Raw genomic sequence first — 21,870 nt, forward strand, 5'->3', positions numbered from 1 at the left:
ATAAATATTTTATTTCATTTTAAAAATTTTATAGGAATTATTTCATGAAAGATATATATATAATTTTTTCTAATTATTTTCAATTATTTTTGAATTTATGTATTTTAGCAATTCCAATAGGGATAATTTTAATTTTTGTGCGTATTATTAATGTTCAAATGTATGAAGGAAAGAATTCTATTTCTTTTAAAAATAATATATTGCTTATGTCATTTATATTTATTTTTTTTATGTTGGGATATAAAATGTTAGATATTTTTTGTATTTCTATTTCTTCTTTTCAAATTGCTAATGGAATTTTACTTTTTTTAAGTGCATTAGCATTATTAAGTTGTAATTTTTTTGATTCTTCTCAACATAATTCCTTTTTTTTAAAAAATTTAAATATTTTTTTTGGAACTGATATTATTTTTATTCCATTATCTGCTCCTGTGTTTCTTGGCCCAAAATCGATCAGTGCAATAATATTATGGTGTATAAAAAATTCTTGTTGGTATCAAATATTAGGTAATTTGATTACATTTGCAATATTTTGTATTTTTTGTTGGTTTTTATTTAGATGGTTTTTTCATTTTATCGCAAATTTGAGTCAAATTAATAAAGTTATCATGTCACGTTTAATTGGTATTTTTTTATTGTCTTTAAGTATAGAATTATTCATTAATGGAATAAAAGATAGTTTTTACTATTAAATATTTTGTATTTAAAATACATATAAAATTTTCTTTAAAAAAATTTTAAATATATGTCTATTATTATTCGAGATTTTGGTCTATCTGATTGGAATAGTATCAATTTTTCTATGCAATATTTTACAATGTTTAGACATTCTAAAACCATAGATGAAATATGGATTTTAGAACATTATCCAGTTTTTACACGTGGTTTTTTAGAAAAAAGTAAATTTGTACCATATATACAGAAAATTCCTGTTTTTTTAGTAAATCGAGGAGGAAAAATGACATATCATGGTCCAGGACAATTAATAATATATTTTCTTATTGATTTAAAAAAAAATAAAATATTATTATCTTATTTTATTCAAAAGATGTTATTTATTATGAAAAAAACTTTAAGGTATTTTTCTATTTTAGCTTTTGAAAAAAAAAAATTTCCTGGATTATATGTTCAAAATAAAAAAATTTGTTCTTTTGGATTACGCATTACTCGTGGATGCGTAATGCATGGTTTTTCTATAAATGTAAAAATGGATTTGTTTCCTTTTACATTTATTAATGTTTGTGGTAAAAAAAATTTAGAAATGGTTGATATGTATTTTTATAATAAAAACGTTACAATAAATTCAGTTAAAAAAGAGATTTTAAAAAATATTGTAAAAAGTTTTTCAAATGTTGACCTTTTAACTCTTTCTATTTAAAGGTATATTTTTAAATATTTTAAAAAATTATTTTTAAATTTATAGTTTGAAAAATTTTTCATTACATTAAAAAAATTGATTATGTCAAAAATTCTATATAAAAAAAAAATATTATTAAAGAAACCTGAATGGTTAAAAATAAATTTTCCAATAAATTGCGATAATATTCAGAACATAAAAAAAATTTTAAGAAAAAATCAATTAAATACAGTTTGTGAAGAGGCACAATGTCCTAATCTTTCGGAATGTTTTAATTCTGGTACTGCCACTTTTATGATTTTAGGATCAGTATGTACTAGGAAATGTCCATTTTGCGCTGTCTCTAAAGGGCGAGCTGAAAAAGTAAATTTTAAAGAACCCAAAAAATTAGCATATGTTATTTCAAAATTACATTTAAAACATGTAGTTATTACTTCTGTCACTAGAGATGATTTAAAAGACAAAGGAATAAAACATTTTTGCCAATGTATCAAGGAAATTCGAAAAAAAAATAATGTGACTATTGAAATTTTAGTTCCTGATTTTAGAGGAGTTTTAAAGACTGTTTTGGATTGTTTTAAAAAAAATTTACCAAATATTTTTAATCATAATATAGAAAATGTACCACGTTTATATTCTGAAGTACGTCCTGGAGCTCATTATAAATCATCATTAAAACTATTATATAATTTTCATAAAAAATTTCCACATATTCATACTAAATCGGGTTTGATGTTAGGATTAGGAGAACGTTTTGATGAAGTTATTTTAGTATTAAAAGATTTAAGAAAAGTAGGGGTTTCTATGATAACCATAGGTCAATATTTACAACCTAGTATTAATCATTTACCTGTGAAAAAATATATTACTCCTAGTAAATTTAAAAATCTAGAAAAAATTGCTCTTTCTATGGGATTTTCAAGTGTTTTTAGTGGTGTTTTTGTTCGATCTTCTTATCATGCTCAATTACAAAAACAAGATATGAATTTAATAATTTAAAGTAATATTAATATTTTTAATTAATTAAATTTATCAATTTTTCAAAATATTAAAATATTTTTTAAAAACAAAATATTTTTTATTTTTATATTATATTTTGTAGTTTTTTTAAAATTGAATACCAATAAAAAATTATAAAATTTTTATTGGTATTTAATAAATTTTTAAAAATGTTTTTTATTGAATAGAACTACATGTCAAACATAAAGCTAAATTTTTTTGTGGCGTAATACACATTTTAAACAATTGAACAATATTGGTTAAAAAAAACGAAATATTTTGAATAAATTTTTGAAATTTAATATTAAAAATTTGATGAGTAAACGTATAAAATGTATTCAAAAATTTCTCAAAAATTATCTCTAATATATTTTTTTCAGAAGTCGGCCAATCAATTTCATAATCTTTTAAATTTGCTAATTTTGCTGCTTTCCTTACAGCAGTATCAAAATCTCCAATTTTATCAATTAATCCTATTTTTTTAGCTATTAAACCAGTCCAAATTTTTCCTTGAGCAATTTTATGTATTTGTAAATAAGTTTTTTTTCGAGCTTTAGAAACTAATTTAATAAAATCTAAATATCCTTTTTCAATACTATATTGAAGAAAATTTTTTGATTCATGATTTAAATTTTGAAAAATATTTGTAGTATATGGTTTTTTTATTGTTAAACAAGATTGAAATATTCCAAATTTTTCTAAAATTTTTTCAAAAGTATTAACAACAGAGAAAATACCTATAGATCCAGTTAAAGTCGTTGAATTTGCAATTAAATAATTTCCTGCTGTAGACATCCAATATCCACCTGAAGCTGCAATATCTCCCATAGAAATAATCAAAGGTTTTTTATTTTTTTGAAAATTTAATAATTCTTTTCTTAAAATTTCTGAAAAAAAAGCACTTCCTCCAGGAGTATTAATACGTAAAACAACAGCTTTAATATGTGGATTATTATTTACTTCTCTGATTCTTTGTATAATTTTTGAAATATTCATACAATTTTTGTTTTGAAAATTATTATCTATCGATCCAGAAGCAAAAATGATTGCTATTTTATTATGTGGTATATCATTTTTTTTATTAAAAATTTGATAATTTTCTAAAGTAATAAAATTATAATTTTGTGTATTTTTGTTTTTTCCAAAAATTTTTATAAATTTTTTTTTTAAATTTTCTTCAGAATAAACATGATCAATTAAATTATTTTTTTTTGCTATTTTTGTTAAATTTCCATATTTTTTTAATTGTTTTAAATATTTTAAAGTAGAATTCCATAATGTAAATTGAGAAATTTTTCTATTTCTGGAAATAGTTAATAAAAATTTTTTCCAAAGAAAATTTAACCAAAAATAATCAATTTTTTTACTTAGTTTTGAAGGTTGATTTCTTTTAAATATTTCAACTGCTGTTTTATATCGTCCAATTTTAAAAATATGTGTATGAATTTTTAATAATTGTAAAAATTTTTTAAAATAAAATTTTTTTATTGACATTCCTTCAAAAATCACAGAACCATGAGGAAAAAGTAATATTTCATTACCAAAACTAGCTAAATAATATTGATTTTGATTATAAAAATGGCTAACAGAAAAAATAGGTTTTCCAGATTTTTTAAAATTTTTTAATTTTTTTCCTAAATATTCTAATGTAGTTCTATTACTAAAAAAATTTTTATTAAAATTTAAAATAATTCCCGTGATTTTATTATCATTTTGAGCTTGTTTAATTTTTTGTGCTATTTCATACACAGAATTAGAAGATGAAGGAAAACAAAAATATCGTTCGAAAAAATTAATTATTTTATTTTTATTTTTTTTAATGGGTGTATAATTATCTTCTAAATTATTATTTAAATTTATAATTAAAGCTGATGGATTGTTAATTGATGTTGTTATTTCACTTAAATTAGAAGGAAAAATAGTATATAAAAACATAATTATAATACTAAAAATTATAATAAATGTAAAATTTATAAACATATGTCGTAATTTATTAATAAAATAATATATAAATTTTAAAATTTGCATTATAAAAGAATAAAATTGCATGAGGTCTTTATTTTCCTATTAAAATATTATTTTTTAAATTTTTTCTATTTGTTAAAAACATAAATATTTATAAAAATATTAAAATAATGAAATATTTTTTATAATATTGTCATATTTGGTATAATTCTTTTTTTTCCATTTTGATCGATTGCAACATAAATAAAAGTAGCATAAGTTGTACGATAAGATGTTCCGAATAAAAAAGGAGTTAATTTTTTAATCCAAAGTTCTACATCAATTGTTAATGAGGAGTTTCCAATATTAATACATTTTGCATAACAAGTTATTAAATCTCCACTTGAAATAGGTTTTAAAAAATTCATATTGTTTACTTGTACAGTAGAAACTTTTCCAGAAGAAATTTCTTTTGCCAATATAGCGCCAGCTAAATCCATTTGAGACATAATCCATCCACCAAAAATATCTCCATTAGCATTTATATGTAAAGGCATTGCTATTGTTCGTAATACTAAATTTTTAATTGAAAATATTTTTAAATTTTTGTTAAAATACATAAATGATTTCTTATTTTATTAAAATATATATGAAATTTTTTTAAACATACGATAAATTAAATAATTAATATTATTATTTTTTTTAAATTTTTTATATTAATTATAAAAAAATTTTAATTATAAAATTTATAATTCTGAAGAAAATTTTTTTTTGTATTTTTCTTGTTTTAAGAAAATATAAAAATAAAAAAAATAAATATATATTATTATAGTTAAATTATTTAAAATTACTTGTAAAAGAAAAAAAGTTACAAAAGTAGAAAAAAAATGAAAAATTGCAAAAAAAATGATTAAAGATAATTTGCATAATAACCATACAAAAATAGGAAAAAAAATTTTTGTAATATTTTTCCATGAAATTTTGAAACTTTTTTTAATAGCGTTGAAAACTCCTGATTGATCGATTAAAAATATGATTGGAGAAATAAATAATAGTATACATAATATAACTCCAGTTAATGTAAAAAAAATAAATCCTACTTCTACAATACTCGCAGTTATAAAAAATAGTGAAAATAGTTTTGGCATAAAAAATAGAGATTTTTTTAAAATTTTTGGAACATTATAAATTTTATTTAAATTTGGATTTTGTAAAATAGACATAATAGAAGAACATAAAATTGTATTGCCTAAAATTAAAGTAGAAATTTTAATAAAAGATAAATTAAATAAAATTTTTTGTTGATTTATAGTTAAATGTGAAGTTGTTTTAAATACAGTGAAAGTATCAAAAAAATTTGTCCCATAAATATGTGATAAATCATATGCAGTAGGTTCTAATAAATAATGTGTAGCAATCGTAAATAAAGCGCACAATGTTGAAATAATAAATAAATTTAAAAAATTGCAATTTAAAAAATGAATAGTTTCATGTACAATTTTTTTTTTAAAAAAACACATATTATTTTCCTTTATACAAAATTCTAAAAATAATTTTTAATTTTTAAAATTAAAAACTTTTCATAATTTAAAATAAAATATTATTATTAAAATGTTTATTATAATAATTTTTATTAAAAAAATGTAATTTATTAAAAATTAATATTAATTTAACATGAAAAATTTTTCTCTGTTTATTTATTTTCTTATAAAAAAAATATATAATTTAGAATAAAAAATTATTTTTTTTTTAAAAAAAAACTTTAAAGGTTTTATTATTTTGAATAATACAAAAATCCAAAAAATTCTTTCTATTTTAGGATGTGGGTCACGACGATATATTGAATCTCAAATTCATTTAGGATTTATATATATTAATAATATACAAGTTGAAATTGGTGCAAGATATAATATTTCCGATATTCAAAAAATTGTTATTAAAGGAAAAAATATATTATTTAAAAATCAGAATAGAATATTTTCAAAAAATATAAAAATTTTAAAATATCATAAACCAATTGGAGAAATTTGTACATTTAAAGATCCATATAAACGTTTTATTGTTTTTCGAAATTTGCCTTTTAAACAATTTGAACGATGGATTATGATTGGACGTTTAGATATTAATACTTCAGGATTATTATTATTTACAAATTTTGGAGAAATTGCATATCGGCTAATGCATCCTAAATATGCAATAGAACGTGAATATTTAGTTTGCGTTAAAGGAAAAATTTTACAAAAAAAAATTGATATTTTAAAAAAAGGTATTTTTTTAAAGAATGTTTTTTGTTTTTTTAAAACTGTTATAGATTTAGGACAATCAAAGAATAAAAGATGGTTTAAAATAATTTTGTTGAAAGGACATAATCATGAAATTAGACGTTTATGGAATTATGTTCATATAAAAGTTTGTATTTTAAAAAGAATTCGTTATGGAAATATAACATTATCTTCTGATTTGTCACAAAAAAATTTTAAATTTTGTAAAAAAACTGAAATAAAAAAATTATGTAATTTAATACATTTTTTTTAAAAAAAAATCTTAAAAAAGGCATATTGTACAAAAAAGGTAAAATATGCTTTTATTTTTTATTATTTTTTTTCTTTTGATTCTAAAAAGTTTTTTTGTAACATAAAACGTAAAAGTTTTTCATTACTAGAAAATATATTATTTTTAATATTATAATTCGGATTTCCAAAAAAATCACTAATTAATGCTCCTGATTCTTGAATTTGTAATTCACCAACTAAAAAATTATTTTTTTTTAAATTAATTCCAATAAAAAAATCAATTTTTCCAGATGACAAATATGCCAAATCTAAAATTAAACTTCCTGAACATCTAATATTCATATTTTCTTGTAATAATGGAGATAAAAAAAATAAATATTTTTTTATTTTTAAAAATTTTAAAACATATATTGTAATTATACTATTATATATCAAAGATTGCGTACTACATCTCATACGATATCCGTTTAGTTGAGCTCCTTTACCCTTAATAGCTGTAAATAAATCATTTTTAATGGGATCATAAATAACCGATATTAATTTAATATTATTTTTAATAATTAAAATAGATACACAAAAATGAGGAATTTTATGTAAAAAATTTGTTTTCCCATCTAATGGATAGATAATCCATTTCATTTTTTGATCTGTTTTTAAAGAATGATATATTTTTTCTTGAATAATAGTATCTGTTGGATAAAATTTTAAGATAATTTCAGAAATAATATTAAAAGTAATATTTTGAATATTTTTAAGATATTTAATGTTTTTTTTAGAATTTTGATCGAATATATATTTTTTATCATAATTTTGTGCTAAAAAATTACCACCTTTACGAATTGCTCGAATAGCTATATTTAATCTCGGATACATATATACACTCTTTTTATAATAAATTTATATTTTATATTATCTTTAAAAAATAATATATATAATATTAAAATATTATTTTGTTGTTATTAATAAATAAATAAAAAAATATAAATTTATTAAAATTTATTACATTTTAACAGGAATTAAAAATTTTTATAATATTTTAAAATTTTATTTAATATTTTTCTAGAGGTTTTAATGGATAAAAAAAGTTTATTCAAATTACAAAAAAATAAAAAAATTAATTTGTTAAGTTTAAATTTTAAAAAAATGCAAAATTTTTGTTTATTTTTAGGAGAAAAAAAATTTAGAGCTCAGCAAATCATGCATTGGATTTATAAAAAATTTTGTAAAAATTTTGATGATATGATTAATTTAAATTTTTCCTGTAAAGAAAAATTAAAAAAATATGCTGTAATTAAATCTCCAATTATAAAATTTCAAGAATTGTCAAAAGATGGCACAATAAAATTAGGATTCTTATTTAATAAAAAAATTGTAGAAACATTATATATACCTGATAAAAAAAGAGTAACTTTATGTATTTCGTCACAAATTGGATGTCCTTTAAAATGTACTTTTTGTGCAACAGGTACATTAGGATTTACAAGAAATTTATTTGTAGAAGAAATTATAGTACAAGTTTGGTATATAATGAAAAAAAATTATTTTGAAAAAGAATTTTTTAAAAAAAAAATTACAAATATAGTATTCATGGGAATGGGAGAACCTTTATTAAATTTTAAAAATATTAAAACAGTATTAAAGATTTTAACACATAAATATGGTGGAAATTTTTCAAAACATAAAATTACTTTGTCTACTTCGGGAATTATTCCTGCATTAAAAAATATGATAAAAAAAATTGATATTTCATTAGCTATTTCTTTACATGCTCCAAATGATAAAATACGTAATTTTTTAATGCCGATTAATAAAAAATATAATATTCGAAATTTATTAAATGTCATAAAAAAATATTTAGAATATTCAAAAGCTAATCGAAATCGAGTAACAATAGAATATGTTATGTTAAAAGATATCAATGATCAAAAAGAACATGCATTAGAATTATCAAAATTATTACATAATATTTCATGTAAAATTAATTTAATTCCTTGGAATATTTTTCCTTTTTCAAGTTATGCTTCTAGTCCTATGGAAAATATTATTAATTTTTCGAAAATTTTAATTAAAAAAGGATTTATTACTACGATTCGAAAAAATCGAGGATCTGATATTAATGCCTCTTGCGGACAACTTGTAGGAAAAAATAATTTAAAAAATATTTTAAATTAATTGTTATTGATCAACATTAGATTCTTTTTTTTTAAAAAAAAAAATTTTAAATTTAAAAAAATATTTTTAATATAATAGGAATTTTTATGAACTACCAATATCAATCTATTCGCGGAATGCATGATTATATGCCTGAAGAAACAGAATATTTAAATTTTTTAGAAGAAAAAATTAAAAAAATTTTAAAATCATATTTTTTTTCTGAAATTCGCTTTCCAATATTAGAAAAAACTGATATTTTTAATAAAATTATTGGAAATTATACAGATATAATTCAAAAAGAAATGTATAGTTTTTTAGATAAAAAAAAAAACAGCATTTCTTTGCGTCCTGAAGGAACTACTAGTTGTATTCGGGCTTGTATACAAAATAATATTTTTCAAATAAATAAAATACAAAAATTATGGTATTTAGGTCCCATGTTTCGTTATGAAAGACCTCAAAAAGGTCGTTTTCGTCAATTTTCTCAATTTGGAATAGAAAATTTTGGTTCTTTTAATATTATTACTGATTTTGAATTGTTAAAATTAACTATTTATATTTGGAAATCATTAAACATTTTACATTTATTAAAATTAGAGATTAACTCAATAGGGACTGTTAATTCTAGAAAAAAATATTGTTTGGATTTAAAAACATATTTACAACGTTATGAATCTCAATTTAATCCTATTACGAAGAAATTGTTATATGAAAACCCAATAAGACTTTTAGACAATAAATGCTTAAAAATACAAAATTTAATTTCTAAAGGCCCTTGTTTAATAGATTATTTAAATAAAAAATCTCGAGATCGATTTAAAAATTTATGTTTTTTTTTAAAACATAATAAAATTTCATATAAAATAAATTATCAATTAGTCCGAGGACTAGATTATTATAATGATACTGTATTTGAATGGAAAACTAATTTATTAGGTTCTCAAAATACTGTTTGTGCTGGGGGACGTTATGATACACTTGTTGAAAATTTAGGAGGTCCTAAAATTCCAGCTATAGGTTGTGCTATTGGAATGGAAAGATTATTATTATTATATAAATTAGACAATTTGAAAAAATTTTTTTTATTTTCTAAAATTCGTATTAATATATTATGTAAAAATGAATTGTATAATTTTTTTGTATTAAAAATAGCTGAAAAATTACGTCATCAATGGCCTAATTTATATATTAAAACTAATTTTATTAATTATAATTTTTCTCAAGATATTAAAAATTCTTTATTAAATCATACAAAATTTTTGTTGATTTTAAAAGAAAATGAATTATTTAAAAATAAAATTGTTTTTAATAATTTATTTACTCAAACAAAATCTATTATTAATTTTAATCGTATTTTTAAAAAACCATGTATATTTATATAAATATTTTTTAAAAAAAATAATATTCTTTTATTATTATTTTTTTTAATATTTTTTTTAAAAAAATTTTAGAGAGTTTTTATGAAACATATAAAGAATTTATGTTTTGATCAAAAAATAAATGATTTAATTTTAAAAGAACAAAAAAGACAAGAAAATACTATTAATTTAATTGCATCAGAAAATTATGCTAGCATGCAAGTTATGTATGCACAAGGTTCTTGTTTAACAAATAAATACGCTGAAGGATATTCTAAAAAGAGATTTTATAATGGATGTCGCATTATTGATAAAATAGAACTTTTAGCTATAAAAAGAGCAAAAAAATTATTTCAAGTAGAGTATGCAAATGTACAACCTCATTCTGGTTCTCAAGCTAATGCAGCTATTTTTTTAGCTCTTTTAAAACCAGGTGATATTATTTTAGGAATGGAATTAACTCATGGAGGACATTTAACACATGGTTCAAAAGTAAATTTTTCTGGGAAAATTTATCGTTCTATTTCATACGGTACTGATATAAATGGAGAAATTGATTATTTGAATTTAAAAAAATTAGCTCAATTATATAAACCAAAAATTATTATTGGAGGTTTTTCTTCATATTCACGAACATGCAATTGGAAAAAAATGAGAAAAATAGCAGATTCTATAAATGCTTATTTTATTGTAGATATTTCACATGTTGCAGGTTTAATATTAGCAGGAGAATATCCCAATCCTTTAAAATATGCTCATATAGTTAGTACAACAACTCATAAAACTTTAGGTGGTCCTCGTGGTGGTCTTATTTTAGTAAAAAAAGGATCATTTGAATTATATAAAAAATTAGATTCTGCCGTTTTTCCTGGTATACAAGGAGGTCCATTAATGCATGTTATTGCAGCTAAAGCAATTGCATTTAAAGAAGCAATGACTAAAAATTTTTTAAAAATTCAAAAAAAAATTATACAAAATGCTGCGAATATGATCAAAATTTTTAAAAAAAATAATTTTTTAATAATTTTTCAAAAAACAGAGAATCATTTATTTCTTTTAAATTTAAAAAATCAAAATATTACTGGACAACAAGCTAGTAATCTTTTAGAAGATTCAAATATTATAGTTAATAAAAATACAATACCTAATGATATTCATAATCCCTTTGTTACATCAGGAATACGTATAGGTACTGCTTCTATTTCAAAAAGAAATTTTTCAAAAGCTGATGTAGCGAAAATTTCTCAATGGATTTGTGATATTTTAAATAATTCTCAAAATATTTCTTTACATAAAAAAATTCAAAAAAAAGTTATTTTTTTATGTAAAAAATATCCTCTTTATAAATAAATTTTTTAATATATATTACATTTTTTTAAATATTTTTTCCAATGTATTGTCAAATTTTTAAAATTTTTTTATCATCGACAATGACAATACATTGATTTATTTCAAAAAAAATTTTAAAAAATATAAAAATTTTTTTAAATGTACTATATTTAATAAATTAAAACCCAAATAGGATCTTGTACAATATTTTTGTGTATTATTGGAGTTAATAAACCATTAATTTTGATATCATAAATTGTTAAAGTATTTGATTTTTGTCCAACAGAAATTAAATATTTTCCAGTATCATCAATATGAAAAGATCTAGGTTGTGTATCAGTAATATAATATTTTAAAAATTTTAAAGTGAAATTACAATTATTAATTTTAAATACAAAAATCATATTTTTAATACGATCTGAAGCATATAAAAATTTTCCAGTAGGATGAATTAAAATTTCAGAAGACCAAAATTTTTTTTTTTCATAAAATGGAATTAAAGAAATTGATTGAATTTTAAAAATTTTTAATGATATATTAATAATTTTCCATATATCGATTGTACCATTAAGTTCATTTAAACTATATATATAGTTTTGGGAAGGATGACTAATAATATGACGAGGTCCACTTTTTTTTTTAAGTAATAAAAAAGAATGTTTTTTATGCATATAATAATATGTATTTTTAAAATATATTTGATAAGTATATATCAAATCTTTTTTTAAAGATGCTAAAAATAAAATATTATTATTTATGTTTAAACAACTTGAATGACATCCTAGAATGTTAGAAATTTTATTAATTTTTTTTTGAATTAAACCATCATGATTTAAAGAATAAATATTTAATTTATTATAATGATATGATGCACCAAATAAAATTGTTTTTTCTTTATTAATATGAAAATGATTTAAAGAGCAAGAAATTTTAAATTTTTGTATTTTTTTTAAATATTTATTTTGTATTAATTTATAAATTATTATATAATGTTGATGTCGTATTCCTGCATATAATAATTTTTTAGTTTTTTCATATAATAAAGGTTGTACGTTTCCATAAGTGTAAATTTTTTGCACACGATTTAAAATATTTAATTTTGATAATTGCCAATATTCAATACATTTTTTTTGTGAACTTGCAATAAAAATATGTTTTATCATTTTTTTCTCATATTAATTTATTTAAATAGTATAATTATAATGTAAATAAAATTAAAAAATATTTTTAATAAAAAAATTTTTTATCAATTATTTTATATTTTTCTTAATAAATATACTTTTTTTAACCATTTATAATACCAGAAAATTCTTTTTTCATCATTTTCAAATTGTCTATAAAAATAAATTTTTTCAGGTGTTATTTTCCATTTTAAAGGATTTTTTAAAATTTCTTTTGAGAGCCAAGAAAAATTAATTTTTGGATTTTGAAAAAAAGTTATATAACCAAGTTTCGAGCGAGAATAAATTTTTTTAATATTTAAATTTGACCCAATAATTCGAATTTTTTCTAAAACAAATAAATTATTCGCAAAAATTGGTAAAATACCATATATATTACAAATATTTTTTTTTAATTTTTTTAATTCTTTTAAATTTTTGATTTCTGAAATCTTTTGATAATAAAATAATCGTATATGAATATTTTGAATATAATTTTTTGGAAAAAGAGCAGAAATATTTAAATCTAAATCAATTGTTTCGAGAGAAAAATTGTGAAATAAATCATTTTTTTTTAAATTTTCAATTGCATTTTGTAATAATTTTTTATATAAATTAATTCCAAATTTTTCAATATGTCCACTTTGACTAGTACCTAAAATTTCTCCTGTACCTCTAATTTCAGAATCTTTTATAGATAATTTAAATCCTGAACCTAAAAATTGAGATTCAATTAAAGCATTTAACCTTTTTTTAGAATTTTTTGTTAATTTTTTATATGAATTTACAAAAAACCATGCATATGCTTGATGAGATGTACGACCTACACGTCCACGCAATTGGTGTAATTGAGAAATTCCGAATTTATCTGCATTTTCAATAATAATAGTATTTACATTTGAAATATCAATTCCAGTATCTATAATTGTAGTGCAAACTAAAACATCAAATTTATATAAAATAAAATCTTTCATAACTGTTTTTAATTTCTGACCTGACATCTGCCCATGTCCAATACAAATTTTAGCTTCTGGTATTAATTTTTTTAATTTTATCGTTTTGTTTTCAATATCTTTAACTTTGTTATATAAATAATAAATTTGTCCTTTTTTTTTAATAGCTTTTAAAATAATTTTTCGAATTGTTAAAACATCATATTTTTTTATAAAAGTTTTAATTGGAATTCTTTTTTTAGGCGGTTTTGCAATAATTGATACATTGCGCAAACCTAAAGTTGTTAATGATAAAGTACGTGGAATTGGAGTTGCTGTTAAAGTTAAAATATCAATATTAACATACAATTTTTTAATCATTTCTTTATGAGATACTCCAAAGCGATGTTCTTCATCTACTACTAATAAACCTAAATTTTTCCAAATAATATTATGAGATAATATTTTATGGGTTCCAATTAAAATATCAATTTTTTTAGTTTGTAATTGTTCTAATATTTTTTTTATTTCTTTTTTTTTTGTAAAACGAGTTAAAATTTTAATTTTTGTTGAATATGTGTTAAATCTTTTTTTAAAATTTTTAAAATGCTGTTGAGCTAATAAAGTAGTTGGAACTAAAATAGCAACTTGTTTTTTATTATTTATTGCAATAAAAGATGCTCTCATAGCGATTTCAGTTTTTCCGAATCCAACATCTCCACAAATTAATCGATCCATTGCTTCTTTTTTAGACATATCTTTTAATACTTCTTGAATAACTTTTTTTTGATCTTTAGTTTCTTTGTATGGAAAATATTTACAAAATTTTTTATATTGAATTTTATTTTTTTTAAATGAAAATCCTAGTTGTACTTTTCTTTTTGCATATGTGTTAATTAATTGTAAAGCTATATCATATATTTTTTTAGTAAATTTTTTTTTTTCTTTATTCCAAATTTCTTGACCTAAAGTATTTAATGAAGTAACAGTACCAGAAAATTCGGGATAAATACTAATTAAAGATAACGAAGTAATAGGAACATATAATTTAGTTTGATTAGCATACATAATAATTAAAAATTCCATTTCTTTATTATTATTTTTTATTAAACACATTCCTTTATAACGTCCTATACCATATTTATAATGAATAATAGTTTGATTTTTTTGAAATATTTTAATATTAGTTTCCATTTTTTTTAACTATTAAATGAAAATATTTTTTTTTAAAAATTTTTAAAATAATTTATTTTTTTTGTGATAAAATTAATTATTTATTTTTTAAAAAATTTAAAAAAAATATTTTTAATATATACATATAAAATTTTATAAATTATATAATATTTTTTTAAAAAAAAATATTATTTTACATATTGTCATATTAATAAAAAAATAATAAGGTATCTAAATGGAAATTAAAATCGCTATTAATGGATTTGGAAGAATTGGGCGTATGATTTTAAGACTTGCTTTAAAATGTTCTAATATTAAAATTATTGCGATTAATGATATTATTAATATATCATATATAAAATATCTAATTAAATATGATTCTACGCATGGTTTATTTAAAGATAAAATAAAAACATTCGAAAATTATTTATTAATTAAAAATCAAAAAATTCAAATATTTTCAGAAAATAATCCTCAAAATTTGCCATGGAAAAAATTAAATATTGATGTTGTTATTGAATCTACAGGAATTTTTTTAACGAAAGAATTAGCTTCTCAACATATTTTAGCTGGAGCTAAAAAAGTAATTTTAACAGGACCTCCTAAAGATAATATTCCTATGTTTGTACGAGGAGTGAATTTTAATGAATATAATGGAGAAAAAATTGTTTCTAATGCTTCATGTACTACTAATTGTCTAGCTCCTTTAAGCAAAATTTTAAATGATGAATTTGAAATTATTGAAGGTTTAATGACAACTGTACATGCTACTACTGCAACACAAAAAACTGTAGATAGTGTAAGCATACGAGATTGGAGAGGTGGAAGAAGTGTTTTACAAAATATTATTCCTGCTTCTACTGGAGCTGCGCAAGCAGTAGGAAAAATTTTACCAATCTTAAATAATAAAATTACTGGAATAGCTTTTCGTGTTCCTGTTTTAAATGTTTCTGTAGTTGATTTTACTGTACGTTTATTAAAAAACATTACATATCAAAATATTTGTGAAGTTATTAAAGAGGCATCTGAAACTTATATGAAAGATGTCATTGGATATACTGAAGAAGAAGTAGTATCGAGTGATTTTAATGGATCAATTTTAACTTCTATTTTTGATTCAAAAGCTGGACTTTCTTTAAATAAAAATTTTTTTAAATTAATATCTTGGTATGATAATGAAATGGGATATTCAAGTAAAGTGTTAGATTTAACAAAATGGATTATGACTTTTGAATAAAAATTAATATTTTAATAACAAATTTTTATGTTTAATTATAATGACAGTACAATTAATATTTTATACTGTCATTATAAAAATAATTATATTTTTTGTTATTTTTGAAATAATATTTTTAATTTTTGAATTTCCGTTAAAACTTGTGAAACCCATAAAGAAATTCTAATTTTTGTTAATTCAGGTTGACGATCAAAATCTAATGGTAAGCCACAAAAATATGAATTATGTAACAAAGCTTTTGAAGCTTCAAAATGATATTTTTTAATAGGCCATTTGCCTACAAAATTAACTTTTTTTTTAGAAAAAAAATTATATAAGATTCCAAGACTATCACAAAAATATTCGCTATAATCTTCTTGATCTCCACATCCAAATAATGCAATAATTTTGTTTTTAAAAGATATTTTTTTTAAAAGTAATAACCATTCTTCCCAATCAGTTTGTAATTCCCCATAATACCAAGTCGAAACACCAAAAAATAAAATATCATAATTTCTAATTTTTTTTACAGAATTTTGAGAAATGTCAAACACACAATTTTTTTTTATTTTTAATTTTTCACAAATTAAATAAGCAGATTTTTCTGTATTTCCAGTATCACTACCATAAAAAATACCAATTTTATTCATATTTAAATTTACTTTCTTTAATATATTTTTAAATATAATACATGATTTTTTTGAAAAAATATATTAGTTATTTTTTAATAAAAAAATAATATTATAAATAATAAAAAATATTTTTTTGTATAACTTTTTGTTATAATAAAATATTTATAATTCTTTTTTAGAATATAAATTTTAAATAATTTTTAAAGGATATCAAATGAACAATTTTATTTTAGAAAAATTAATTAATAAAAAATTAATAGGAAAAAAAAAAATTTTAGATATTGTACCTAATGGATTACAAATTGAAGGTAAAAGTGAAGTTATTAAAATTATTACTGGAGTTTCAATTTGTCAAAAATTATTAAATATTGCTATTGCTAAAAAAGCTGATGCTATTATTGTACATCATGGTTTTTTTTGGAATAATGAAGAAAAAGTTATTTTAGGAATAAAAAGAAAACGAATAAAAAATATTTTAAAACATAATATTAATTTATATAGTTGGCATTTACCATTAGATATTCATAAAAAAATTGGAAATAATGTTTTATTTGCATCAAATTTAAACATTAAAATTAAAGGTAATATTTTACCTGAAGTATTATGGGGAGAATTTGAAAATCCTATTCCTTATTCTATTTTAATCGAAAAAATTAAAAAAATTTTTCATCGTACACCATTTCATTATGGAGAAACAGCACCAAATCTTATTAAACGTGTAGCATGGTGTACAGGTAAAGGACAAAAGTTTTTAATAAATTCTACAAAAAAAAATATTGATGCTTTTTTTACTGGAGAAATATCAGAAGAAAACATTCATGTTTCTTTTGAAAATAAAATCCATTTTTTTTCTTTAGGACATCATGCTACTGAAATAGCAGGAATTAAAACTTTAACAAAATGGTTAAAAAAAAAAAATACAAAATTTGATCTTGAATTTGTTAATATTTTTAATCCAATTTAAAAAATAAAAATTATAATATTAAAAAAATCATTAGGTTTTTTATGAAAAAAAAAAATGTTTTAGAAGAAAATTGGTTATATAGTGATAATCAAAATTTTTTAGAAGAATTATATGATTTATCATCAATAAATTTTCAAAAATTTAATAAATCTGTAGATGAAAATTTTCAAAAAAAAATATTTAAATTAGTAGGTTCAGTAGCTTCAAAAAAAATAGAAAATTTTATTTCTACCCCAAAAATTAAAAAAAAACATAAAAATATTTTATATTTCTCAAAAAAAAAGTTTTATATTATTACAAAAAAATTTTTTAAATTTTTTAAAAATATACAAAAACATGGACATTATATTTCTACATTAGATCCTTTAAATTTAAAAAAAAATATTCATATTCCTCAATTAGATTTATCATATTATAATTTAAAAACTTATGATTTAAAATTGTTGATTCCTGATGATTTTTTACATTTTAAAAAAAATAAAGATACTTTTGAAAATATTTATATTTTTTTAAAAAAAATATATTGTTCTAACATTGGATATGAATTTTTACATTTACAAAAAAAAGAAGAAAAAAAATGGTTACGAGATAATATTGAAAAAAAATTTTTAAATTCAAATTTACCAAATACACAAAAAAAAAAAATATTAAAATATTTGATTCATTCAGAAATGTTTGAAAAATTTTTACATCAAAAATTTCCTGGTAGTAAAAGATTTTCTTTAGAAGGTTGCGAAATTTTAATTCCTATCTTAAAAAAAATTATTAAAAAATCTTTTAAATATAAAATTAAGAAAATATTTTTAGGAATGGCTCATCGCGGACGTTTAAACGTCATGCATAATATTTTTAAAGAAAATTTAACAAAAATTTTTAAAAAATTTTTAGGTACTACTAAAAATAATAAAATTACTGGTGATGTAAAATATCATTTAGGTTTTATTAAAAATTTTATTTATGATAATCAAAATCTTGAATGCATTTTATTAGCAAATCCTTCTCATTTAGAAATTATCACACCTGTAGTTTTAGGAAGCTGTCGCGCTACTATTAATAATTTAAATTTTGAAAAAAAAAAAAATTTAGTTTTACCTATTATTATTCATGGAGATGCTGCTTTTATTGGACAAGGAGTTATTCAAGAAACTTTAAATATTTCGCAAGTACCTGGTTATTCTGTATCTGGAAGTATTCATATAATTATTAATAATCAAATTGGATTTACTACTTCTGAACCTAATTTATTGCGTACAAGTAAATATTGTACAGATATTGCTAAAATGATTGATTCTCCTATCTTTCATGTAAATGCAGATGATCCAGAATCAGTAATGTTTATTATTGAATTAGCATTAAAATTTAGAATGTTATTTAAAAAAGATGTATTTATTGATTTAGTTTGTTACCGTCGTTTAGGGCATCATGAAATAGAAGATCCTTTTGTAACACAACCATTTATGTATACTAAAATTAATACTTTAAAAACTATAACTCAAAAATGGAAAAAAAAATTAATTTTAGAAGATTTTAAATATGAAAAATTATATAAAAAATTTTCTATATCTTATCAAGAAAAATTACAAAATTGTTTAAATAAAGCATATTTTAAAACTGTTCAAAATATATTTCCTATTACACCAAAAATTTCTTCAAAAATTTTTTATAATTTTTCTTTAAAAGATATTTCAAAAATTTCTTATAAATTATCTAAAAAACAATTAAAAAAAATAGCATTTCAAACATCAGAAATTCCTGAAGATTTTATATTACATCCTCAAGTTAAAAAAATTTTTTTAAATAGAATGTTAATGTCAAAAGATAAAATTAAATTTGATTGGGGAGCTGGAGAAAATTTAGCATATGCTACATTATTAAAATTAGGTATTTCTTGTCGTTTAACAGGAGAAGATGTAAGTAGGGGAACATTTTCTCATCGTCATTCTTTAATACATTGTCAAAAAACACATAAAAAATGGATTCCTTTAAAAAATATTGCTAAATCTCCTGTTTTTTTTGAAATTTGGGATTCTGTACTATCAGAAGAAGCTATTTTAGCATTTGAATATGGTTATTCTATACAACCTTATAATTTTTTAACTATTTGGGAAGCTCAATTTGGTGATTTTTCTAATGGAGCGCAAATTGTTATAGATCAATTTATTTCTTCTGGTTACCAAAAATGGAAAAATATTTCTTCTTTAGTGATGTTATTACCACATGGATATGATGGTCAAGGACCAGAACATTCTTCTGCACGTATAGAACGTTTTTTACAATTATGTGCACAAAAAAATTTAAAAATTTGTATGCCAAGTACAGTTACTCAAATGTATCATATATTATGTTTACATGGTTTGAGTACTTATAAAACTCCTTTAATTATTTTTACTCCGAAATCTTTATTAAGAAATCCTAATACTTTTTCTACTTTAGATGATTTTTTAAATAAAAAATTTTGTAAAATTTTATTTCAAGATAATTTATCAAAATCTGTTTTAATTACACGAATTATTTTTTGTTCAGGAAAAATTTATTATGAATTAGAAAAAAAATATAATACATTGCATATTAAAAATATTTTATTAGTACGTTTAGAGCAATTATATCCGTTCCCTAAAAAAGATATAAAAAAAGTTTTAAAAAAATATTTATACGTACAAGAATGTATTTGGTGTCAAGAAGAACCTGAAAATCAAGGTTGTTGGGTATATTTTTTTTATTATTATAATAAATATTTAAAAAATTCTTTTAAAAATATTGTTTTATACTATGTGGGACGTGAAAAATTTGCTTCTACTGCAGAAGGTAGTTTTGATGTTCATAAATTAGAACAAAAAAAAATTGTTCAAGATGCTTTTACTACTCATTTTAAAAAGGAACAAAAATATTTATGAAAGATATAAAATTACTTGTCCCAGATTTACCGGAATCAATAAGTACTGCGATACTTTTAAAATGGAAAAAAAAATGTGGTGAGTTTGTTAAATTAGACGAAATATTAGTTGAAATCGAAACAGACAAAATTATTTTAGAAATTTCTGCACCTATTGCAGGAATTTTACACAAAAAAATTTTTTTAGAAGGAGAATTAGTAAAATCTAAAGATATTTTAGGAATTATACAAAATTCAAATAATCAAATTATTTTAAAAGAAAAAAATAAACCTGTTATTATTAAATCTATTCAAAAAAATTTGAAACAAAGTAAGAAGTTAAAATTACATAATATTACACATTTATCACCATCAAATCGGCGTTTACAAAGATTTCATGAACTACATAATAATAAAAATAGAAATTTAAATTTAAAAGAAATATCAAAAAATACTAAAAATATTTCAAATATCAATCATTTTTCAAAAAATTTAGATTTTAAAAAAAATGAAAATAATTCATATCAATTAAATTTGTCTATAAAATCACATAACGATAATATTCAAAAAATTCCTATGAGTCCAATTCGGAAAAAAATCGCAGAAAGATTATCATTAACGCAAAAAAATTCAGTTATGTTGACAACTTTTAACGAAGTAAATATGTCTTCAATTATTAAAATTAAAAATAAATATTGCGATTTTTTTCAAGAAAAATATAACATACGCTTAGGATATATGTCTTTTTTTGTAAAAGCAGTTATAGAAGCATTAAAAAAATTTCCTATTTTAAATTCTTCGAAAGAAAAAGATACAATTATATATCATAAATTTTATAATATTAGTATTGCAGTCTCAACGTCTAGAGGACTTTTGACACCTGTTTTAAAAAATGCTCAAAATATGACAATGTCTGATATTGAAAAAAAAATTAAATATTTTTCTAAAATAGGAGAAAGTGGAAAATTGCAATTTGAAGATTTACAAGATGGTACTTTTACAATTACTAATGGAGGTATTTTTGGTTCTTTATTTTCTACTCCTATTATTAATCCACCTCAAGTAGCTATTTTAGGAATGAATAACATACAAAAAAGACCAATTGCAATACAAGATAAAATAAAAATTCAACCTATGATGTATTTGTCTTTAACATATGACCATCAAATTATTGATGGACAACAATCTATAAAATTTTTAAAATACATTGTTGAAATTTTACAAGATTTTTCTAAAATTATGTTATAAATTAAAATTTTTTTAAAGA

General features: G+C 19.9%; 18 protein-coding genes. 11 read left to right on the plus strand and 7 right to left on the minus strand.

Annotation, left to right across the window (positions count from 1 at the left end):
- Window positions 1–44: 44 nt before the first annotated feature.
- From BTSPAZIEG_RS00895 to lipA, 3 genes are all read left to right on the plus strand, one after another.
- Window positions 45–692: a MarC family protein gene (locus tag BTSPAZIEG_RS00895; RefSeq protein WP_075472555.1), complete on the plus strand. Its 648-nt coding sequence runs from the start codon at window positions 45–47 to the stop codon at window positions 690–692.
- A 53-nt stretch (window positions 693–745) separates the two neighbouring features.
- Window positions 746–1,378 (plus strand): lipoyl(octanoyl) transferase LipB, encoded by a 633-nt coding sequence (gene lipB, locus BTSPAZIEG_RS00900; RefSeq protein WP_075472557.1) that lies wholly within the window; start codon window positions 746–748, stop codon window positions 1,376–1,378.
- 81 nt (window positions 1,379–1,459) lie between these two features.
- The gene (lipA, locus tag BTSPAZIEG_RS00905; protein ID WP_075472559.1) at window positions 1,460–2,356 is read left to right on the plus strand and encodes a lipoyl synthase; all 897 of its coding nucleotides are present in this window, start codon (window positions 1,460–1,462) and stop codon (window positions 2,354–2,356) included.
- A gap of 177 nt (window positions 2,357–2,533) precedes the next feature.
- On the opposite strand, the gene sppA is transcribed toward lipA, so the two are convergent.
- From sppA to BTSPAZIEG_RS00920, 3 genes are all read right to left on the minus strand, one after another.
- Window positions 2,534–4,405: a signal peptide peptidase SppA gene (sppA, locus tag BTSPAZIEG_RS00910; RefSeq protein WP_075472561.1), complete on the minus strand. Its 1,872-nt coding sequence runs from the start codon at window positions 4,403–4,405 to the stop codon at window positions 2,534–2,536.
- A gap of 98 nt (window positions 4,406–4,503) precedes the next feature.
- The gene (gene yciA, locus BTSPAZIEG_RS00915; RefSeq protein ID WP_075472563.1) at window positions 4,504–4,920 is read right to left on the minus strand and encodes an acyl-CoA thioester hydrolase YciA; all 417 of its coding nucleotides are present in this window, start codon (window positions 4,918–4,920) and stop codon (window positions 4,504–4,506) included.
- A 126-nt stretch (window positions 4,921–5,046) separates the two neighbouring features.
- The gene (locus BTSPAZIEG_RS00920) at window positions 5,047–5,820 is read right to left on the minus strand and encodes a YciC family protein (RefSeq protein ID WP_075472565.1); all 774 of its coding nucleotides are present in this window, start codon (window positions 5,818–5,820) and stop codon (window positions 5,047–5,049) included.
- Between the two features lie 259 nt (window positions 5,821–6,079).
- Between BTSPAZIEG_RS00920 and BTSPAZIEG_RS00925 the strand changes: the two genes are divergently transcribed.
- Window positions 6,080–6,835: a pseudouridine synthase gene (locus tag BTSPAZIEG_RS00925; protein WP_075472567.1), complete on the plus strand. Its 756-nt coding sequence runs from the start codon at window positions 6,080–6,082 to the stop codon at window positions 6,833–6,835.
- A 59-nt stretch (window positions 6,836–6,894) separates the two neighbouring features.
- On the opposite strand, the gene BTSPAZIEG_RS00930 is transcribed toward BTSPAZIEG_RS00925, so the two are convergent.
- Entirely contained in the window at window positions 6,895–7,686 is a 792-nt protein-coding gene (locus BTSPAZIEG_RS00930; RefSeq protein WP_075472569.1) for an inositol monophosphatase family protein, read from the minus strand.
- A 198-nt stretch (window positions 7,687–7,884) separates the two neighbouring features.
- Here BTSPAZIEG_RS00930 and rlmN point away from each other — a divergent pair, with 198 nt between their 5' ends.
- From rlmN to glyA, 3 genes are all read left to right on the plus strand, one after another.
- Window positions 7,885–8,985, plus strand: a complete 1,101-nt coding sequence (gene rlmN, locus BTSPAZIEG_RS00935; protein ID WP_075472571.1) for a 23S rRNA (adenine(2503)-C(2))-methyltransferase RlmN — start codon at window positions 7,885–7,887, stop codon at window positions 8,983–8,985.
- An 86-nt stretch (window positions 8,986–9,071) separates the two neighbouring features.
- Window positions 9,072–10,349: a histidine--tRNA ligase gene (hisS, locus tag BTSPAZIEG_RS00940; RefSeq protein ID WP_075472573.1), complete on the plus strand. Its 1,278-nt coding sequence runs from the start codon at window positions 9,072–9,074 to the stop codon at window positions 10,347–10,349.
- A 78-nt stretch (window positions 10,350–10,427) separates the two neighbouring features.
- Window positions 10,428–11,675 carry a serine hydroxymethyltransferase gene (gene glyA / locus BTSPAZIEG_RS00945; protein WP_075472575.1) on the plus strand — a complete coding sequence of 416 codons (1,248 nt, stop codon included), beginning with the start codon at window positions 10,428–10,430 and terminating at the stop codon, window positions 11,673–11,675.
- Between the two features lie 149 nt (window positions 11,676–11,824).
- On the opposite strand, the gene BTSPAZIEG_RS00950 is transcribed toward glyA, so the two are convergent.
- Together BTSPAZIEG_RS00950 and mfd are read right to left on the minus strand one after the other, a co-directional pair.
- A complete protein-coding gene (locus BTSPAZIEG_RS00950) occupies window positions 11,825–12,817 on the minus strand; it encodes a beta-propeller fold lactonase family protein (RefSeq protein WP_075472577.1) in 993 nt (330 codons plus the stop codon).
- A 92-nt stretch (window positions 12,818–12,909) separates the two neighbouring features.
- Entirely contained in the window at window positions 12,910–14,940 is a 2,031-nt protein-coding gene (gene mfd, locus BTSPAZIEG_RS00955; RefSeq protein WP_075472579.1) for a transcription-repair coupling factor, read from the minus strand.
- Window positions 14,941–15,154: 214 nt separating this feature from the next.
- On the opposite strand from mfd, the gene gap reads away from it, so the two are divergent.
- Window positions 15,155–16,156, plus strand: coding sequence for a type I glyceraldehyde-3-phosphate dehydrogenase (gene gap, locus BTSPAZIEG_RS00960; RefSeq protein ID WP_075472581.1), 1,002 nt, complete (start codon window positions 15,155–15,157; stop codon window positions 16,154–16,156).
- 95 nt (window positions 16,157–16,251) lie between these two features.
- Here the strand turns inward: gap and BTSPAZIEG_RS00965 are convergent, their stop codons facing one another.
- Complete coding sequence (locus BTSPAZIEG_RS00965) at window positions 16,252–16,785, minus strand: flavodoxin (protein ID WP_075472583.1); 534 nt, start codon at window positions 16,783–16,785, stop codon at window positions 16,252–16,254.
- A 196-nt stretch (window positions 16,786–16,981) separates the two neighbouring features.
- Between BTSPAZIEG_RS00965 and BTSPAZIEG_RS00970 the strand changes: the two genes are divergently transcribed.
- The 3 genes from BTSPAZIEG_RS00970 to sucB are packed head-to-tail and all read left to right on the plus strand — an operon-like array spanning window position 16,982 to window position 21,851.
- Window positions 16,982–17,731: a Nif3-like dinuclear metal center hexameric protein gene (locus tag BTSPAZIEG_RS00970; protein WP_075472585.1), complete on the plus strand. Its 750-nt coding sequence runs from the start codon at window positions 16,982–16,984 to the stop codon at window positions 17,729–17,731.
- Window positions 17,732–17,772: 41 nt separating this feature from the next.
- A complete protein-coding gene (locus BTSPAZIEG_RS00975; protein WP_075472587.1) occupies window positions 17,773–20,625 on the plus strand; it encodes a 2-oxoglutarate dehydrogenase E1 component in 2,853 nt (950 codons plus the stop codon).
- Entirely contained in the window at window positions 20,622–21,851 is a 1,230-nt protein-coding gene (gene sucB / locus BTSPAZIEG_RS00980) for a dihydrolipoyllysine-residue succinyltransferase (protein ID WP_075472589.1), read from the plus strand. Before BTSPAZIEG_RS00975 ends, sucB begins: the two co-directional genes overlap by 4 nt.
- Window positions 21,852–21,870: the final 19 nt, after the last annotated feature.

It is taken from the genome of Buchnera aphidicola (Tuberolachnus salignus) (assembly GCF_900016785.1).
GTDB lineage: Bacteria > Pseudomonadota > Gammaproteobacteria > Enterobacterales > Enterobacteriaceae > Buchnera_F > Buchnera_F aphidicola_M.

Bases quoted from the DNA above. Each gene is read 5' to 3' on its own strand.
- BTSPAZIEG_RS00920 (WP_075472565.1), bottom strand. From the start codon at position 5,820: ATGTGTTTTTTTAAAAAAAAAATTGTACATGAAACTATTCATTTTTTA.
- BTSPAZIEG_RS00930 (WP_075472569.1), bottom strand. From the start codon at position 7,686: ATGTATCCGAGATTAAATATAGCTATTCGAGCAATTCGTAAAGGTGGT.
- yciA (WP_075472563.1), bottom strand. From the start codon at position 4,920: ATGTATTTTAACAAAAATTTAAAAATATTTTCAATTAAAAATTTAGTA.
- gap (WP_075472581.1), top strand. From the start codon at position 15,155: ATGGAAATTAAAATCGCTATTAATGGATTTGGAAGAATTGGGCGTATG.
- sucB (WP_075472589.1), top strand. From the start codon at position 20,622: ATGAAAGATATAAAATTACTTGTCCCAGATTTACCGGAATCAATAAGT.
- hisS (WP_075472573.1), top strand. From the start codon at position 9,072: ATGAACTACCAATATCAATCTATTCGCGGAATGCATGATTATATGCCT.
- glyA (WP_075472575.1), top strand. From the start codon at position 10,428: ATGAAACATATAAAGAATTTATGTTTTGATCAAAAAATAAATGATTTA.
- lipA (WP_075472559.1), top strand. From the start codon at position 1,460: ATGTCAAAAATTCTATATAAAAAAAAAATATTATTAAAGAAACCTGAA.
- mfd (WP_075472579.1), bottom strand. From the start codon at position 14,940: ATGGAAACTAATATTAAAATATTTCAAAAAAATCAAACTATTATTCAT.
- BTSPAZIEG_RS00895 (WP_075472555.1), top strand. From the start codon at position 45: ATGAAAGATATATATATAATTTTTTCTAATTATTTTCAATTATTTTTG.
- BTSPAZIEG_RS00965 (WP_075472583.1), bottom strand. From the start codon at position 16,785: ATGAATAAAATTGGTATTTTTTATGGTAGTGATACTGGAAATACAGAA.
- BTSPAZIEG_RS00950 (WP_075472577.1), bottom strand. From the start codon at position 12,817: ATGATAAAACATATTTTTATTGCAAGTTCACAAAAAAAATGTATTGAA.
- lipB (WP_075472557.1), top strand. From the start codon at position 746: ATGTCTATTATTATTCGAGATTTTGGTCTATCTGATTGGAATAGTATC.
- BTSPAZIEG_RS00975 (WP_075472587.1), top strand. From the start codon at position 17,773: ATGAAAAAAAAAAATGTTTTAGAAGAAAATTGGTTATATAGTGATAAT.
- sppA (WP_075472561.1), bottom strand. From the start codon at position 4,405: ATGCAATTTTATTCTTTTATAATGCAAATTTTAAAATTTATATATTAT.
- rlmN (WP_075472571.1), top strand. From the start codon at position 7,885: ATGGATAAAAAAAGTTTATTCAAATTACAAAAAAATAAAAAAATTAAT.
- BTSPAZIEG_RS00970 (WP_075472585.1), top strand. From the start codon at position 16,982: ATGAACAATTTTATTTTAGAAAAATTAATTAATAAAAAATTAATAGGA.